This is a genomic window from Pseudomonas sp. PDM19, assembly GCF_014852215.1.
In the GTDB taxonomy this organism is placed as follows: Bacteria; Pseudomonadota; Gammaproteobacteria; order Pseudomonadales; family Pseudomonadaceae; genus Pseudomonas.
The window spans coordinates 731,045-745,829 of record NZ_JACVBG010000001.1 but is presented as its reverse complement, the minus strand read 5'-3'; the positions used below and the strand labels follow the sequence as shown (position 1 = coordinate 745,829).

At 66.3% G+C, this 14,785-nt stretch carries 13 protein-coding genes; 8 read left to right on the top strand and 5 right to left on the bottom strand.

All coding sequences use genetic code 11. The annotated features are described in order from the left end of the window. Window positions 1-61: 61 nt before the first annotated feature. From IB273_RS03325 to IB273_RS03315, 3 genes are read left to right on the top strand one after another with little or no spacing between them, the layout of a single operon-like run. Window positions 62-1,420, top strand: a complete 1,359-nt coding sequence (locus IB273_RS03325) for a glutamine synthetase family protein (RefSeq protein WP_081516964.1) — start codon at window positions 62-64, stop codon at window positions 1,418-1,420. Between the two features lie 41 nt (window positions 1,421-1,461). Continuing rightward, complete coding sequence (locus IB273_RS03320) at window positions 1,462-2,547, top strand: polyamine ABC transporter substrate-binding protein (protein ID WP_081516963.1); 1,086 nt, start codon at window positions 1,462-1,464, stop codon at window positions 2,545-2,547. Between the two features lie 14 nt (window positions 2,548-2,561). After that, on the top strand, window positions 2,562-3,857 hold the full coding sequence (locus IB273_RS03315) for an NAD(P)/FAD-dependent oxidoreductase (protein WP_192223233.1): 1,296 nt from the start codon (window positions 2,562-2,564) through the stop codon (window positions 3,855-3,857). 189 nt (window positions 3,858-4,046) lie between these two features. Here the strand turns inward: IB273_RS03315 and IB273_RS03310 are convergent, their stop codons facing one another. Beyond that, a complete protein-coding gene (locus IB273_RS03310) occupies window positions 4,047-4,850 on the bottom strand; it encodes a helix-turn-helix domain-containing protein (RefSeq protein ID WP_225610067.1) in 804 nt (267 codons plus the stop codon). A 170-nt stretch (window positions 4,851-5,020) separates the two neighbouring features. Continuing rightward, entirely contained in the window at window positions 5,021-6,067 is a 1,047-nt protein-coding gene (locus IB273_RS03305; protein WP_192223231.1) for an RNA methyltransferase, read from the bottom strand. Window positions 6,068-6,179: 112 nt separating this feature from the next. Here IB273_RS03305 and ampC point away from each other — a divergent pair, with 112 nt between their 5' ends. Together ampC and IB273_RS03295 are read left to right on the top strand one after the other, a co-directional pair. Further along, window positions 6,180-7,322, top strand: coding sequence for a class C beta-lactamase (gene ampC / locus IB273_RS03300; protein WP_192223230.1), 1,143 nt, complete (start codon window positions 6,180-6,182; stop codon window positions 7,320-7,322). 295 nt (window positions 7,323-7,617) lie between these two features. Then, the gene (locus IB273_RS03295; protein ID WP_192223229.1) at window positions 7,618-8,703 is read left to right on the top strand and encodes an MBL fold metallo-hydrolase; all 1,086 of its coding nucleotides are present in this window, start codon (window positions 7,618-7,620) and stop codon (window positions 8,701-8,703) included. 123 nt (window positions 8,704-8,826) lie between these two features. On the opposite strand, the gene IB273_RS03290 is transcribed toward IB273_RS03295, so the two are convergent. Both IB273_RS03290 and IB273_RS03285 read right to left on the bottom strand, forming a co-directional pair. Next, on the bottom strand, window positions 8,827-9,531 hold the full coding sequence (locus IB273_RS03290; protein ID WP_192223228.1) for an MgtC/SapB family protein: 705 nt from the start codon (window positions 9,529-9,531) through the stop codon (window positions 8,827-8,829). A 358-nt stretch (window positions 9,532-9,889) separates the two neighbouring features. Continuing rightward, window positions 9,890-10,834, bottom strand: coding sequence for a GlxA family transcriptional regulator (locus tag IB273_RS03285; protein ID WP_231709068.1), 945 nt, complete (start codon window positions 10,832-10,834; stop codon window positions 9,890-9,892). Window positions 10,835-10,953: 119 nt separating this feature from the next. Here IB273_RS03285 and IB273_RS03280 point away from each other — a divergent pair, with 119 nt between their 5' ends. Further along, entirely contained in the window at window positions 10,954-11,748 is a 795-nt protein-coding gene (locus tag IB273_RS03280; protein WP_192223227.1) for an alpha/beta fold hydrolase, read from the top strand. 202 nt (window positions 11,749-11,950) lie between these two features. Then, window positions 11,951-12,571, top strand: coding sequence for a cell wall hydrolase (locus IB273_RS03275; protein WP_192223226.1), 621 nt, complete (start codon window positions 11,951-11,953; stop codon window positions 12,569-12,571). 11 nt (window positions 12,572-12,582) lie between these two features. On the opposite strand, the gene IB273_RS03270 is transcribed toward IB273_RS03275, so the two are convergent. After that, the gene (locus IB273_RS03270) at window positions 12,583-13,104 is read right to left on the bottom strand and encodes an RrF2 family transcriptional regulator (protein ID WP_151186840.1); all 522 of its coding nucleotides are present in this window, start codon (window positions 13,102-13,104) and stop codon (window positions 12,583-12,585) included. Between the two features lie 324 nt (window positions 13,105-13,428). On the opposite strand from IB273_RS03270, the gene IB273_RS03265 reads away from it, so the two are divergent. After that, complete coding sequence (locus IB273_RS03265; protein WP_192223225.1) at window positions 13,429-14,631, top strand: NAD(P)/FAD-dependent oxidoreductase; 1,203 nt, start codon at window positions 13,429-13,431, stop codon at window positions 14,629-14,631. Window positions 14,632-14,785 lie beyond the last annotated feature (154 nt).

Here is a 14,785-nt window from a genome sequence, read left to right as displayed (position 1 = left end):
CTGCACGTGCACCCATTACAAAACCCCCTTTAGAAAATCAAAAAAAACACCCGAGGCTTGTATGACCACCCCCGCCGAGCAACTGGAGCAACGGCTGAAGCAACAGAAAATCACCGAAGTCGAATGCGTGGTGAGCGACCTCACCGGCATCGCCCGCGGCAAGATTTCCCCCACCAACAAGTTCCTCGGCGAGGGGGGCATGCGACTCCCCGAAAGTGTTCTGTTGCAGACGGTCACCGGCGATTTCGTCGATGACGACGTCTACTACGACCTGCTGGACGAAGCGGATATCGACATGGTCTGCAAGCCCGATCCGGACGCCATCTTCCTGGTGCCCTGGGCGCTGGAGCCGACCGCGATGGTCATCCACGACACCTTCGACAAGGTCGGCAACCCCATCGAGCTGTCCCCGCGCAACGTGCTCAAGCGCGTGCTCAAGCTCTATGCCGACAAGGGCTGGAGCCCGGTAGTGGCGCCGGAGATGGAGTTCTACCTGACCAAGCGCAGCAGCGACCCGGACTTCCCGCTGGAAGCCCCCGTGGGCCGTTCCGGCCGCCCGGAAAGCGGCCGCCAGAGCTTCTCCATCGACGCCGCCAACGAATTCGACCCGCTGTTCGAAGACGTCTACGACTGGTGCGAACTGCAGGGCCTGGACCTGGACACGCTGATCCACGAGGACGGCCCGGCGCAGATGGAAATCAACTTCCGTCACGGCGACGCGCTGAGCCTGGCCGACCAGATCATCGTGTTCAAGCGCACCATGCGCGAAGCCGCGCTCAAGCACGACGTCAGCGCCACCTTCATGGCCAAGCCGATCACCGACGAGCCCGGCAGCGCCATGCACATCCACCAGAGCGTGCTGGACATCGCCACCGGCAAGAACATCTTTGCCGCCGAAGACGGCTCCATGAGCCAGCTGTTCCTGCACTACATCGGCGGCCTGCAGAAGTACATCCCGAAAGTGCTGCCGATGTTCGCGCCCAACGTGAACTCCTTCCGCCGCTTCCTGCCGGACACTTCCGCGCCGGTGAACGTCGAATGGGGCGAAGAGAACCGCACCGTGGGCCTGCGCGTCCCCGCCGCGCCGCCGATCGCCATGCGCGTGGAAAACCGCCTGCCGGGCGCCGACGCCAACCCGTACCTGGCGCTGGCCGCCAGCCTGCTCTGTGGCTACCTGGGCATGATCGAGCAGGTCAACCCCAGCGCCGCCGTCCAGGGCCGCGCCTACGAGCGCCGCAACCTGCGCCTGCCGATCACCATCGAGGACGCGCTGCAGCAGATGGAAGACTGCGACGTGCTCAAGGAGTTCCTCGGCGAGAAGTTCGTGCAGGGCTACGTCGCGGTGAAGCGCACCGAGCACGAGAACTTCAAGCGCGTGATCAGCTCCTGGGAGCGTGAGTTCCTGCTGCTGAGCGTCTGATTCCGCGTCACCGACTTCACAACAACAATTCGGGAGTCCCCATGAGACTGCTGCGCACCCTTGCGCCCTTCGCCCTGGCAGCCCTTGCCTCGGCCGCACACGCTGCACCGACGGTCAGCATCTACAACTGGACCGACTACATCGCCCCGGACACCCTCGCCGGCTTCCAGAAGACCACCGGGATCAAACCGGTCTATGACGTCTTCGACTCCAACGAGACCCTGGAGGGCAAGCTGCTGGCGGGCCGTTCGGGGTACGACGTGGTGGTGCCATCCAACCACTTCCTGACCCGTCAGGTGCAGGCCGGCGTGTTCCTCGAACTCGACCGCAGCCAGCTGCCGAACTGGAAGCACCTGGACCCGGTACTGCTCAAGCTGCTGGAACAGAACGACCCGGGCAACAAGCACTCGGTGCCCTACCTGTGGGGCACCAACGGCATCGGCTACAACGTCGCCAAGGTCAAGCAGGTGCTGGGCGTCGACAAGATCGATTCCTGGTCGGTGCTGTTCGAGCCGGAGAACATCAAGAAGCTCCAGGCGTGCGGCGTGGCCTTCATGGACTCGCCCGACGAGATGATCCCCTCGGTGCTCAACTACCTGGGCCTGGACCCCAACAGCACCAACCCGGCGGACTATCCCAAGGCCGAGGCGAAGCTGGTGGCGGTACGTCCGTACGTCACCTACTTCCACTCGTCCAAGTACATCTCGGACCTGGCCAACGGCAACATCTGCGTGGCCTTCGGCTACTCCGGCGACGTGTTCCAGGCCGCCGCCCGCGCCAAGGAAGCCAAGAACGGCATCGAGATCGCCTACAGCATTCCCAAGGAAGGCGCGAACCTGTGGTTCGACCTGATGGCGATCCCCTCGGATGCCGGCCATCCGGAGCAGGCCCTGGCGTTCATCAACTACGTCCTCGATCCGAAGGTGATCGCCGGCATCAGCGAGTACGTCGGCTACCCCAGCGCCAACGCTGACGCCAAGACCCTGCTGCCCGAGGAAATGCAGAACAACCCCGAGGTCTACCCGAGCCAGGCCGTGCTCGACAAGCTGTACATCGCCAAGGCGCCGCCGCCCAAGATCATGCGCCTGATGACCCGCAGCTGGAGCAAGATCAAGTTCAACCAATGAAACGAGAAAGCGCCATGAAGCACACCGAGGAGCACGCCGCGTCCTACTACGCCGCGACCGCCCGCGACCGTCAGCAGTACCCTTCCCTCGCGGGGGAGGTGCGTGCGGATGTCTGCGTGATCGGCGGCGGCTTCACCGGCGTGAACGCGGCCCTGGAGCTGGCCCGCAAGGGCCACTCCGTGGTGCTGCTGGAAGCCCGGCGCATCGGCTGGGGCGCCAGCGGACGCAATGGCGGGCAGCTGATCCGTGGCATCGGCCACGACGTCAGCGGCTTCGCCAAATACGTCGGCGAGGAAGGCGTGCACTACCTTGAGCAGGCGGGTGTCGATTCGGTGGCCCTGGTCGCCGAGCGCATCGCCGAACTGGGTATCGAGTGCGACCTGCGCTGGGGCTTCTGCGAGCTGGCCAATACCCCGGCGCAATACGCCGCCATGGTCCGCGAGCAGGAGTCGCTGAGCACTTCGGACTACCCGCACGAGACCCGGCTGGTGCCGCCGGAGCGCATGCGCGAAGTGGTCGCCAGCGATCTCTACGCGGGTGGACACATCGACATGGGCTCGGGCCACCTGCACCCGCTCGATCTGGTGAAGGGCGAGGCCCGTGCGGCCAAGGCCTTCGGCGCGCAGGTCTTCGAACAGAGTCCGGTGCTGCGCATCGAGCACGGCACCACGGCGGTGGTGCATTGCGCCCAGGGCCGCGTGCTGGCCAAGACCCTGGTGCTCGGCTGCAACGCGCACCTGGAAGAGCTGGAACCCAAGCTCACCGGCAAGGTACTGCCCGCCGGCAGCTATGTGGTGGCCACCGAACCATTGTCCGAGGAACTGGCGGCGCAGCTGATCCCGCAGAACATGGCGCTGTGCGACCAGAAGGTGGGGCTGGACTACTACCGCCTGACGGCCGACCGTCGCCTGCTGTTCGGCGGCGCCTGCCATTACTCGGGGCGCGACCCGGCGGACATCGGTGCCTACATGCGGCCGAAGGTGCTCAAGGTGTTCCCGCAGCTGGAGCAGGTGAAGCTCGACTACCAGTGGGGCGGCATGATCGGCATCACCGCCAATCGTTTCCCACAGGTCGGCCGGCTGAAGAGCCATCCGAACGTGTATTTCGCCCAGGGCTATTCCGGCCACGGGCTGAACGTCACGCACTGGTCAGCCAAGCTGCTCGCCGAAGCCATCCACCAGGGCGAAAGCAAGGGGCTGGACCTGTTCAGCGCCGTGCCGCACCTGACCTTCCCCGGTGGCAAGCTGCTGCGCTCGCCGCTGCTGGCGCTGGGCATGGCGTGGTATCGGGTACGCGAGTTGCTGGGCTGATCACTGGCTCTGCGGTAAACGAAAAAGCCCCCGATTCGGGGGCTTTTCTCTTCCGTGGCGGACTGCGTCCGTGATGCTCCGGCGCGCTGGCTGTCGCAGGCATGGCCAGCTCCTGCCGGCAAACCCCGGTGTAGGTGCGGGCCATGCCCGCGACCCGCGGACAACGTCCGCGCCCATGACTGATAGCCGCTACCAGGCCCGACCGCCCTGCTTCGCCGTGGTCTTCGGATACTCGCCGAACAGCGCGAAATACGACTGGGAAAACCGCCCCAGGTGCCAGAACGACCACTTCATCGCCACCTCGGCCACGGTCATGCCGGACTCGGCGGCTGCCAGCAGGTCCCGTCGTGCCGCGTTCAGGCGCCGGTTGCGCAGCCAGACGATGGGCGGGATGCCCGCGTAATGCAGGAACGACTGCTGCAGGGTGCGCGGCGAAACGCCCGCCTTGGCGGCGAGGTCGGCCATGCCGAACTGCTCGTCGGGGCAGTCGCTCACCACTTCCTTGACCCGCTGCACCACGCGCTTGGCCTGGACGATGGAGCGCGCGCGACATTCGCCATCCAGGGGCGCTTCGCACAGCAGCGAGAAACAGTGGGAGACGATGCTCTGCGCCACACCCGGCGCATCCATCGGGTCGCCGCCGACCGAGGCTCCGGTCAGCAGGTTGCTCAGCGAAGTGGCCACCGACTGGCAGTGGCCCGAGCGCAGCGGTGTCAGTACCAGGTCGGCGAAAGCATCGGCCGGCTGGCCCCAGTTCGCCGACTCCTTGATCACCACCGCCACCTCGCGGTAGTTCTCCGGGGTGACCCAGGCGTTGCGGGTTTCCCCGTCGAGCAGGTAGAGGGCGTTGTCGGACATGTCGAAGCTGAACACCAGGGCGCCGGGCGGGGCGTGGAACTCCTGCTCCACGCGCAGGTTCATCTGCTCTTCAAAGAGCTCGATCCCCTCGACTTCGGCGTGCAGGATGCGCCCGGCGAATCGCCCGGCGGACATCTGCGTGTACTGCTGTTCCCAACCAGGAATGGCTATGCGCTGCTGATCTACTTCTTGTGCTTCGACAACCCGGATCGCCATACCCAGCCCTGCTGGTTTTTTCAGATGGGGAAGGCTAACAACCGGCGCGATACCCGTGCAAGATCTCGAACAGCAAAGGCGCGCGGTAATTACTCGCCCAGACGAGAAATCCGCCGACCGGACGTGGCAATCAGCCCGGTCGCCCGCGCGCGCAACTGGCCGCAGCCGCCGTCTACATCCTGCCCGGCGCTGTTGCGCACCTTGGTCAGCACGCCACGGCTGTGCAGGTAGCGGACAATCTCGACGATGCGCTCGCCATCCGGGCGCTGGTACTGGTCGCCTTCCAGCGCGTTGAAGGGGATCAGGTTGAGCACGCCGAACTTGCCCTTGAGCAGCCGCAGGATGCCGTCGAGCTCCTCCTGGCTGTCGTTGACGCCCTTGAGCAGCGTCCACTGGTACTGGATCGGATAGTTCGTGGCGCGCGCATAGGCCTCGCCCTGCTCCACCAGCTCCTCGGGCGTCAGCTTCGGCGCACGCGGCAGCAGATGCTCACGTAGCTCGGCATTGCTGGTGTGCAGCGACAGTGCCAGGGCCGGCTTGATCCGCTGCTGCGGCAGACGCTCGAAGACGCGCGGGTCGCCGACAGTGGAGAACACCAGGTTCTTGTGGCCGATACCGCCGTCGGTGCCGAGACGGTCAATGGCTTCGAGCACGTTGTCGAGGTTGTGCGCCGGCTCGCCCATGCCCATGAACACCACTTTGTTCACTGGCCGAACGCGCCTTGCCAGCACCAGCTGGGCGACGATCTCGGTGGTGGAAAGCTGACGCAGCAAGCCGCTCTTGCCGGTCATGCAGAAGCGACAGCCCACGGCGCAGCCAACCTGGGTGGACACGCACACGCCGCCGCGCGGCAACAGCACGCTCTCCACCATCTGCCCGTCGGCCAGGCGCACCAGCAGGCGCTCGGAGTTGTCACCGCCGGGATGACGCGAGTGGAGGGTCGCCAGGGCGTCCAGTTCGGCGGCGACCTGCGCCACGCCGTTGCGCACGCCCAGCGGCAGGAAATCCTCGGTCGCTTGCCGCTTGGTGCCGGCGTCCAGCGGCCGGCCCTGCAGCCAGGCGCGCAGCATCCGCGCGCGGTGCAGGGGCAGCGCGCCAAGGTCGGCGAGGCGTTGGTCGAGGTCGTGGATTCGCATGGGGCGCGAATCCTACCACTGCCGTGGGCGCCGGCGTAGCGCTACCGGTCTGGCTGGAGACCTGGCCGCAGCGATGCTAGGGTCAGCCCATTGCACTGCCCAGGAAGTCGTCATGCACCGGACCGCCCCGCTCGTACTCAGCCTCACCTCCCTGCTCGTCGCCAGTCTCGCCCAGGCCGCCCCGCCGGATTTCGATGCCAAGGTGAACAAGCTCGCCCAGCAGGTCATGCGCGAGCAGAACATCGCCGGCCTCGCCATCGGCGTCACCGATCACGGCGAGCAGCGCTTCTACAACTTCGGCGTGGCGTCGAAGGAGAACAAACAACCGGTGAGCAGCGACACGCTGTTCGAGATCGGTTCGGTGAGCAAGACCTTCACCGCCACCCTCGCCGGTTTCGCCCAGGCCGTGGGCAAGCTCAAGCTGCAGGACAGCCCGACACGCTACCTGAAGGAACTGCGCGGCAGTGCGTTGGACAAGGTGACGCTGATCCAGCTCGCCACCCACACTGCCGGCGGCTTCCCGCTGCAACTGCCCGACGAGGTTAAGACGCCCCAGCAGCTCACCGACTACTACAGGAACTGGCAGCCGCAGTACCCCGCCGGCACCCAGCGCAGCTACGCCAACCCCAGCATCGGCCTGCTCGGCATCGTCACCGCGCGGGCGCTCGACGTGCCGTTCAAGACCGCGATGCAGCGCAACGTCTTCGCGCCGCTGGGCCTGAGCAATACCCACATCGACGTGCCGGTGACCCGCCAGGCCATCTACGCCCAGGGCTACGACAAGGATGACGCCCCGGTGCGGGTGAATCCCGACCAGATCGCCGACGAGGCCTATGGGGTGAAATCCAGCAGCCGCGACCTGCTGCGTTTCGTCCAGGTGCAGCTGGGCGAGGTGAAGCTCGGCGACAAGCTGCGGGCGGCGGTGGATGCCACCCGCACCGGCTACTACCAGGTCGGCCCGATGACCCAGGACCTGATCTGGGAGCAGTACGCCTACCCGCCCAAGCTCGCCGAACTGCAGCAGTACAACGGCAGCAGCATGGTGCTGCAAAGCCAGCCGGTAACGGCGCTGCGCAAACCGTTGCCGCCGCAGCAGGAGGTCTGGGTGAACAAGACCGGCGCTACCGGTGGATTCGGCGCCTACGTGGCTTTCGTCCCGTCGAAGCAGCGCGGCATCGTCATCCTCGCCAACCGCAACTACCCCAACGAGGTGCGGGTGAAGCTGGCCTGGGACATCCTGTCGAAGCTCAACTGAGCCGCCCGGCGTGCCCTGCAGGAGCGGACCACGCCCGCGATACGCGGACAAGGTATGCGCCCACCAGGCGCCGCGAATGTCCGCTCGCAGGGCCGATCAACTGACGGCGCGGCTCCAGGCGTCCGTGACGGTCCGGCGCAAGAAATGTCGCAGGCATGGCCAGCTCCTACAGGGAAACCCCGGCGCGCTTTCATCGATAACGGTGATGTTCTGAATCAAAATGCCGGTAATGCTCCCTGGCGGCGGAACCTGTAGCGTGCTTCCCTGACGCATTCCGCCACTGAGGATCAGTGCCTTGCCCCGCCTCCCACTGCAACGCGCGCCCATCGACGACTACAGCCACTCGCCGCAATACATCGCCGGGAGATTCCGCAACCTCAAGGCACGCCCGGCCGAGATGCCCGAACCGGGCGCGAAGGTGCTCTGGGATCTGCTGTTCAACAAGCCGAAGAACACCGTGCCGCGAGCCCCGGTGCCGGTGCGCGCGCTGAGCCGTGAAGAGCTGGAGCAGGCGCCCGACCGCAGCCTCTACCGCCTCGGCCACTCCACCCTGCTGCTCAAGCTGCGCGGTGGCTGGTGGCTGACCGACCCGGTGTTCTCTGATCGCGCCTCGCCCTTCAGCTTTGCCGGGCCCAAGCGCTTCCACGCGCCGCCAATTGCCCTGCAGGACCTGCCGCCGATCCGCGGCGTGATCCTCTCCCACGACCACTACGATCACCTCGACCGCGCGACCATCGCCGTACTGGCCGAGCGCGCGGAAGTCTTCCTCACCCCGCTGGGCGTCGGCGACCGCCTGCTCGACTGGGGCGTGCCGGCAGAGAAAATCCGCCAGCTGGACTGGTGGCAGAGCACCACGGTGGACGGCCTGTGCATGACCGCCACCCCGGCGCAGCATTTCTCCGGCCGTGGCGTGCGCGACGGCAACCGCACCCTGTGGTGCTCCTGGGTGATCGAGGACGACAGCCTGCGCGTCTTCTTCAGCGGCGACACCGGTTACTTCGACGGCTTCGCCGAGATCGGCCGGCGCTTCGGTCACTTCGACCTGACGCTGATGGAAACCGGCGCCTACAACGAACACTGGCCCTACGTGCACATGCACCCGCAGCAGACCGTGCAGGCGCACCAGGACCTCAACGGCCGCTGGCTGCTGCCGATCCACAATGGCACCTTCGACCTGGCCATGCACGCCTGGTACGAGCCCTTCGAGCGCGTGCTTGAAATCGCCGGCGAGCGCGGGCTGGCAGTTACCACCCCGATGATGGGCGAGCGCATCGACATCGAAGCGCCGCACCAGGGCGAGCGCTGGTGGCGCGGTGTGGTGGCCGAGGAAGCCCGCGCACCGGCGCCGCGTTGCGGTTGCCGCACCGCCCGCGAGAGCTGAGAGCTGCGAGCCCTTGTAGGATGGCGTGGAGCGTAGCGATACCCATCAACGCATTACACCAGCAGCATGGGTATCGCTGCGCTCCACCCATCCTACGAAGAGCCCAGGAGCGCGCGTGGACTATCAATCGCTGGCCAGCTCGAACAGCTGCCAGCGTACCGAGCTGACGCCCTTCTCCAGGCTGATGCGGCTGACCATGCGTTCCAGCTGGCCGGTGGCGCCATGGCCGCCGAGCAGTTCGGCGCGCACTTCCAGTTTCGCCGGGTGGGCCTGGTCCTCGCTGTGCAGCGATTGCAGGCGCAGTTCGCTGCTGTCCAGGCTGTGCAGCATCAGGCTGCGCACCTGGATCTCGTCTTCGGCGCGGCAGATGATGGCGACGCCATAACGCTGCTCCGCCTCGCTGGCCGGCAGCACGTCCTGGTGATTGATGCGCTGGGCGATGTCACGCAGCAGGATGTTGGCGCAGAGCACCACCACGCTGCCCAGCGCAGCTTCCAGCAACAGCCCCATGCTGCACAGCACGCCGATGGCAGCGGTGCACCAGAGCGTGGCGGCAGTGTTCAGGCCACGCACGTTGAGGCCATCGCGCATGATCACGCCACCACCGAGGAAGCCGATCCCCGACACCACGTACGCAGCGATACGCGGCGCATCGGCGGATAGCCCCGGCATGGCCTGGGTCATCAGCACGAACAGGCAGGCACCGGTGCTGACCAGCGCGTTGGTGCGCAGGCCGGTGAGGCGCTGGCGCAGTTGGCGTTCGGCGCCGATCAGGGCGCCCAGAATGAGTGCCGCGGCGACCCGCAGCAGGAAGATTTTCCAATCCATGTTCCACCTCGTTCGCGACGCGCGGCCGCTCCATGCGCCGGGCGACGCCGGCGCGCATTCGGGTGATGGAGATTGCTAGAGAGCGAAGGGCCGGACCGGCCCCGCAGGGGAATGGTGCGACGTCATCCCGTGGCGGGATGCGTAGCGCCACTGTCCGCAACGCAGCGAGACAGTGGCAGGGTTCTGCCGGACGGCTCGCTGTTCAGACCTGTCGCAATCGACCAGGGCAAGTGTCCAAGGCAGGACTCCTCTTCAATTCAAAAAAAGCGGCCGGACCCGGTGTGAGCACTGCCCGGGACAACTACCGGCCGCGAGTCGTCATCATCGCCGAGCTGCCTTAAGGTTTCCTTAGCAGCCTTCAGGAAGCACCTTCACGCCAGCGCGCCGGGGTGGTTCCGACCCGCGCCTTGAACAGACGGACGAAGAAACTGACGTTCTCGTAGCCGACCTCGGCGGCGATTTCGCGCACCGACAACTGGGTCGCCAGCAGCAGCTTCTTCGCCTTGTCGATGCGCACCTGCTGCAGATAGAGATTGGGTGGCAGCTTCGTCGCTTCGCTGAAACGGCGCTTGAAGGTGCGCTCGCTGACCCCGGCCTGGCGCGCCATGCGCTCGATGGTCAGCGGTTCGGCGTGGTGGCTTTCGATCCAGTCCTGCACCCGCAGCACAGCGTCGTCGCAATGGTTGCGATGGCCCGGCAGGATCGGTCCGAGGCGGTGTGGGTCGGCGACCAGCAGGTGGGTGGCGCAGAGCTGGGCGAAACGGTCGCCGCAATCGCGGGCGAGAATATCCAGCAACGCATCGAAGCAACCATTGAGCGATCCGGTGCTGTAGAGCCCGCCCTCCTGCAGGAAGGACTCACGCGCCACGAAGCGGCACGCCGGATAGCGCTTGCCCAGTTGCCGGACGAAGGCCCAATGCGTGGCGAGCAGGCCGCCATCGAGGCGCCCGCTGGCTGCCAGCCAGGCAGCGCCCGTGGTCAACGCCAGCACCCGCGCGCCAGCGTCGATGCGTTGGCCCAGCCAGGCCAGCACCCGCACATCCGCCTCGAAGCCGGCCAGACGCGGCCCTTCGATGGCCGGCAGGACGATCAGCGAGGCGGCCTCGACATCCGCCAGCGCAACCTCCGCCGTGATGACGTGACCGCCTGCCGCACACACCGGCGCGCCATCGACAGAGACCACGCGCACCGAGAAGGACGGCTCCACGCCCAGGTGCTGCTCCAGCAAAGCCGCAATGCGGAAAAAGTCCGCCGCCGAAAACAACCCCATCGCCCAGCAGCCGTCATAGGCCAGAATCGCCACCTGTTTCAAATACCCTCCTGGCCCGATCGGACTATGCATACGCCCGTCTGAACATCGCCTCGGGCACCTGGCGGGAATACTATGACCGAACCCACAGCGAGTCAGTACAGGAGAGTGTCATGTCGTTGCCCGTCATCACCCAGGAGCACTGGATCAGCAGCGAGAAGGGCCAGCTGTTCGCTCAGGACTGGACGCCCGCCGAAACCGTCGGCGAGCCGATCCTGCTGCTGCACGACTCGCTGGGCTGCGTGACGTTGTGGCGCGATTTCCCGGAGCAGCTCGCGCGCAGCACCGGTCGCCAGGTGATCGCCTACGACCGCCTCGGGTTCGGCCGCTCCGAGCGCTATCCCGGCGCCCTGCCGCTGGACTTCATCGACGACGAGGCGCGCAGTTTCTTCCCCCTGCTGCAACGGCACTTCGGCTTCGAACGCTGCGTGGTGTTCGGCCACAGCGTCGGCGGGGCCATGGCGGTGGCCTGTGTGGCACAGCATCCGCAGGCGTGCGCGGCGCTGATCACCGAGTCGGCCCAGGCCTTCGTCGAGCACCAGACCCGCGACGGCATCCGCGCCGCCGAGGTGGAGTTCGCCCGCGAAGGGCAGCTGGAGCGCCTGCAGAAGTACCACGGCGACAAGGCCTTCTGGGTGCTGCGCGCCTGGGTCGATACCTGGCTGTCCGACGACTTCAGCGACTGGAACCTGGATGCGGAACTGGCGCAGGTGAAGTGCCCGATCCTCAGCCTGCACGGCGAGCAGGACGAGTACGGCTCGGCCGCACACCCGGAGCGTTTCACCTCGGTCCCCGGCGTACCGACGATGCTCAGGCTGTTGCCCGATTGCGGCCACGTTCCGCACCGCGAGCAACAGCCGGCGGTACTGCAGGCGGTAGACGAATTCCTTCAGCGCTATGTGCCCTAGGTCCCGTCACTCGTGGGCTACGGCGGCTACCGTCTGGCTGGAAAGTTGAATCTAATTCCGCGCAGCCCAGTCACAACGACCAGGCGCAGTCGCCTCGCCACTTCGAGACGGAGAGAGGCGGCCTGAAGGGCGTCGTTGCGCGACTGCTTCGCAGGATTCGCACAACGACCAGACTGATTTCGCCGCGCAGGTAGGTTCGAACATGTGCCGCCTTCTTCCGTTGTTGCTGCTCACCCTGTGGGCGCCCTCTTCCTTCGCCGCCTCCATCGGCACCTCCACCGACGAGAAAGCCCAGGCCGCGGTGAACAAGGCCGAAGTGCTGGAACAGCAGGTCGCCCACCCGGCGACGGCAGTAACCAGCCCGGCGCCCATCAGCAAATCCGAGGTCAAGGCGCTGGACCCGGCCGGCAAGGCGCCGCTGGACGACGCCATCACCTGCCTGTCGCGGACCATCTACTGGGAAGCCAAGGGCGGCGGCAAGGCGGACATGGAGGCAGTGGCCAATGTGGTGCTCAACCGCATGGGCCATGGGGGCTTCCCCGACACCGTGTGCGGCGTGGTCAAGCAGGGCCAGGCGCAGAAGCACTGCCAGTTCTCCTGGTGGTGCGACGGCCGATCCGACCAGGTGGAAGAGAAGAACCGCTACGACATCGCCAAGGAAATTGCCCGCCGGGCCCTGAACCAGCAGCTCAGCGACCGCACGCGCGGCGCCATGTACTTCCACGACCGCCACGCCTCGCCTGGATGGGCGAAGGAATACATCCGCACGGCAGAGACCGACGAGTTCGTCTTCTACAAGCCGCGCGGCGGTGATGCGCGCTAGGGCGCTCCAGGTCAGCTGACGGCGCTGGAACCGTCGCGCTGGCCGTCCATCCAGCGCACCAGGGCCTCGCTGAACTCCGGTGGAGCCTTGCGCCCGACGCGGCGCGCGAGGTCGAGCACGGTGTGCTGGGCCAGGGCCTCTTCCATGCGTTTCTGCGCGGTGAGCATGACCGCGTGGATCGAGCAGGTGCCGCAGGTCGCCCATTCCGGGGGCGAGCCTTCGAACACGGCGCAGCGCCCACGGATGTCGCGGCACTCGAAGATCTGCTTGTCGCCGTCGATGGCCCTGACGATATCCAGCACGGTGATTTCGTCTGCCGGCCGCGCCAGGCGGAAGCCGCCGCGCACGCCTTCGGTGGCCGCCACCAGCCCGGCCTTGGCCAGCTTGGTGAAGACCTTGGCGAGCAGCTCCTGGGGCACGCCCTGCAGCTCCGCCAGCGCACGCACGCTGGAGTCGCGGCTGTCGCCCTTCTCGTCTGTCAAATAGAGCAGGCAGTGAATGCCGTACTCCACGCCTGCACTGTACAAAGCCATCACAAACTCCGACTAGATCAGTCGCACTATTCTCAAGCCCTGTCGGGCATCCGGCAAGCACTTAAGCATGCATTCTGACGAGCTGTCATCTGCGGTACGCGGGCTATCGACTCTTTTTCCTGTCCGCCGCATAAACAGAAGAAGCGGTTCTTTCCCGCCCCGCCCGTGACGAACGGTCGGAGTTTGTGGCAGAAATCGGTTGCGCCACTTAACTACGACCAATATAGTCTCAGTTATCCGAGGCGAGCCGGGAAGCGAACCGCTCCGATATCAGGCACTCGGGAACCCAACAACCTGGATTCATCCTTTTCGTCGGAGAGCACCATGAAACAACGCATCCTGATCGTCGGCACCGGTTTCGCGGGTATGTGGAGCGCCCTGAGCGCCACCCGTCTGCTCGACCTGCACCAGCGTGGCGACGTCGAAGTCGCGGTCCTCGCGCCCCAGGCCGAACTGCGCATCCGCCCGCGCTTCTATGAGCCGAACGTGCACCAGATGGCCGCGCCGCTGGGCGACCTGTTCGGCGCCGTGGGCGTGACCTTCATCCAGGGCAGCGCCGAGCAGATCGATGTCGACGGCCGCCAGCTGGATTACCGCAACGCCAGCGGCGAAATCGCCACCCTGGGCTTCGACCGCCTGATCCTCGCCAGCGGCAGCAAGGTCGCCCGCCCCGCCCTGCCGGGCATCCAGCACGCCTTCGATGTGGACGACATCGACCAGGCCGTGCGCCTCGAAACGCACCTCCGCGCGCTGCACCAGTTGCCGGAGTCAGAAGCACGCAACACCGTAGTCGTCGCCGGTGGCGGCTTCACCGGCATCGAGACCGCCGCTGAAATGCCGGCGCGACTGCGCGAAGTGCTGGGCGCGGAGGCCAAGGTGCGCGTCATCGTGGTCGATCGCGGCGCCGAGATTGGCGGCGCGCTGGGCGTCACCTCGCAGTCCGTGGTGGCCGAGGCTTCCGCCGAACTGGGCGTGGAATGGCGCCTGAAGGCTTCGGTGGAATCCATCGACGAGTACGGCGTGACCCTCTCCAGCGGCGAGCGCATCGAGGCGAAGACGGTGATCTGGACCGCCGGCGTACGCGCCAGCTCGCTGACCGAGCAGGTTTCCGGCGAGCGTGACCGCCAGGGCCGCCTGCATGTGGACCGCAACCTTCAGGTGATCGGCCAGGACGCGGTATTCGCCACTGGCGATACCGCCTACGCCGCCACCGACGACGTCGGCAACTACGCGCTGATGACCTGCCAGCATGCCATCGCCCTGGGTCGCTCCGCCGGTAACAACGCCGCCGCCGACCTGCTGGGCGTAGCGCCGATCCCCTACAGCCAGCCCAAGTACGTAACCTGCCTGGACCTGGGCGCCTGGGGCGCGCTGTTCACCGAAGGCTGGGACCGCCAGGTGCGTTTCCAGCGCGAGGAAGGCAAGAAGATCAAGACCGAGATCAACACCGTGTGGATCTACCCGCCGGCCGCCGATCGCGCCACCGCATTGGCAGCGGCTGACCCGATGATTCCTGTCGTGGCCTGATGCAGTGAACGAAGCCCCGGTCGGCGCGAGCCTTCCGGGGCTTTTTCTTTGGCACTTTCTGGCGGTACCCGCTGGCACCATACCTGCCGGTAACTCTGCGCTCCACGCCATCCTACTTGTGCCTTCCTGATGCCTTGCGACGAACGCTGCGCCG

Coding starts and splice junctions, on each gene's coding strand:
- IB273_RS03325 (WP_081516964.1), top strand. CDS start 62: ATGACCACCCCCGCCGAGCAACTGGAGCAACGGCTGAAGCAACAGAAA.
- IB273_RS03320 (WP_081516963.1), top strand. CDS start 1,462: ATGAGACTGCTGCGCACCCTTGCGCCCTTCGCCCTGGCAGCCCTTGCC.
- IB273_RS03315 (WP_192223233.1), top strand. CDS start 2,562: ATGAAGCACACCGAGGAGCACGCCGCGTCCTACTACGCCGCGACCGCC.
- IB273_RS03310 (WP_225610067.1), bottom strand. CDS start 4,850: ATGTCCGCCGGGCGATTCGCCGGGCGCATCCTGCACGCCGAAGTCGAG.
- IB273_RS03305 (WP_192223231.1), bottom strand. CDS start 6,067: ATGCGAATCCACGACCTCGACCAACGCCTCGCCGACCTTGGCGCGCTG.
- ampC (WP_192223230.1), top strand. CDS start 6,180: ATGCACCGGACCGCCCCGCTCGTACTCAGCCTCACCTCCCTGCTCGTC.
- IB273_RS03290 (WP_192223228.1), bottom strand. CDS start 9,531: ATGGATTGGAAAATCTTCCTGCTGCGGGTCGCCGCGGCACTCATTCTG.
- IB273_RS03280 (WP_192223227.1), top strand. CDS start 10,954: ATGTCGTTGCCCGTCATCACCCAGGAGCACTGGATCAGCAGCGAGAAG.
- IB273_RS03275 (WP_192223226.1), top strand. CDS start 11,951: ATGTGCCGCCTTCTTCCGTTGTTGCTGCTCACCCTGTGGGCGCCCTCT.
- IB273_RS03270 (WP_151186840.1), bottom strand. CDS start 13,104: ATGGCTTTGTACAGTGCAGGCGTGGAGTACGGCATTCACTGCCTGCTC.
- IB273_RS03265 (WP_192223225.1), top strand. CDS start 13,429: ATGAAACAACGCATCCTGATCGTCGGCACCGGTTTCGCGGGTATGTGG.